General features: G+C 70.1%; 1 protein-coding gene and 2 pseudogenes. All 3 read right to left on the bottom strand.

The window, feature by feature from the left end:
- Positions 1-206 (bottom strand): annotated as a pseudogene (locus IH13_RS44855) (ATP-binding protein); the annotation flags it as partial.
- A gap of 262 nt (positions 207-468) precedes the next feature.
- On the bottom strand, positions 469-1236 hold the full coding sequence (locus IH13_RS0123610; RefSeq protein WP_031087574.1) for an enoyl-CoA hydratase/isomerase family protein: 768 nt from the start codon (positions 1234-1236) through the stop codon (positions 469-471).
- Between the two features lie 78 nt (positions 1237-1314).
- A pseudogene (locus IH13_RS0123605) lies at positions 1315-1540 on the bottom strand (L,D-transpeptidase); the annotation flags it as partial.

Below are 1540 nucleotides of genomic sequence, written 5' to 3'. Positions count from 1 at the left end.
GTCACATAGGAGGTGATCCGGCGAGCGGTGGCCGCGGACTCGGGGCGCGAGGGCAACCGCACCTCGGCCTCGGTCGGATTTCCGAACAACTCCAGCTCTTGGAACGGCTGTTCGCCATCCATGGCTGTACTCCAGCGTGCCGCCGTCGCACTGCTGCGCGGTCGCGGCTGCTCCACACCCTCCAGGCCCGCCATGCCCACCATCATGGACGCCGCGCAAGCGCCCCGTGGCCGTTCCCGGGGAATCCCTCCCCCGGAACCAGTCATTCCGGTCATGTTCTCCGGCATATGCCAGAGGCAGCAAAGACCATCCGGACCCGCTTCCAACTGGGGCGACGCGCACGGCCCGGGTAATTGCAGGAGCCATACGGGCGCGGGACCTTAAGGTTCTCTTAAGGTCCCGCCGGTCCGCCCGCACGGATGAACACGCGTCACCGGGCCCTCCCACGCACGGGTGGTCGACGCCCCCTCAGAGGAACGTGGCCTTGCCGGGCCCCTCCTCCACGAAGCTGCGCATCCCGCGCTCCCGGTCCTCGGTGGCGAACAGGCCCGCGAACCAGGTGCGCTCGATCGTGAGGCCGGTGTCGATGTCCGTCTCCAGTCCGGCGTCCACGGACTCCTTGGCGGCCCGCAGGGCCAGCGCCGGCCCCTTCGCCAGCCGCGCGGCCCAGGCGTGCGCCTGCTCGTACACCTCGGCGGCGGGCACCACCCGGTCCACCAGGCCGATCGAAAGGGCCTCCTCCGCCTTCACCTGACGGCCCGTGAAGATGAGGTCCTTGGCCTTGGAGGGGCCGACGAGGCGGGCGAGGCGCTGGGTCCCGCCGGCACCGGGGATCAGCCCCAGGAGGATCTCGGGCTGCCCGAGCTTGGCGGTGTCGGCGGCGATCCGGAAGTCGGCGCAGAGCGCCAGTTCGCATCCGCCGCCCAGCGCGTATCCGGTGACGGCCGCCACCACGGGCTTGGGGATGCGCGCGACGGCGGTGAAGGCGTCCTGGAGGCCCTTGGAGCGCTTGACCATCGCCGTGTGGTCCATCGCCTGCATCTCCTTGATGTCCGCGCCCGCGGCGAACACCTTCTCCCCGCCGTAGAGGATCACGGCCCGCACGTCGTCGCGCCGGGCGGCCTCCTCGGCGAGCTCCCGCAGCCGGTCCTGGACGGCGACGTCCAGGGCGTTCATCGGCGGACGGTCCAGCCTGATCGTGCCGACGTTGTCGCGTACTTCGAGGGTTACGGTCATGGGAGGCAGGTTAACCGCCGCTAACGGCGACGGGCCCGGTGCCGTTGGTCACAGCACCGGGCCCGTCGTGCGGGGGAGCTACTTCGTCCACTCCGACCAGGCCATGTTCCAGCCGTTGAGGCCGTTGTCCGGCTGGATCACCTTGTCGTTCGAGTTCTTCACCACGACCACGTCGCCGATCAGCGAGTTGTCGAAGAACCAGGCGGCCGGGGTCTTGCCGTCCCAGCCTCCGCGTACGTCCTGCAGCCCGACGCAGCCGTGGCTGGTGTTGGCCGAGCCGAAGATGCCCGAGCCGCCCCAGTAG

Origin of the sequence: Streptomyces sp. NRRL WC-3549, assembly GCF_000721935.1 — a bacterium.
Taxonomy (GTDB): domain Bacteria; phylum Actinomycetota; class Actinomycetes; order Streptomycetales; family Streptomycetaceae; genus Streptomyces.
This window is presented reverse-complemented; position numbering and strand designations above follow the sequence as displayed.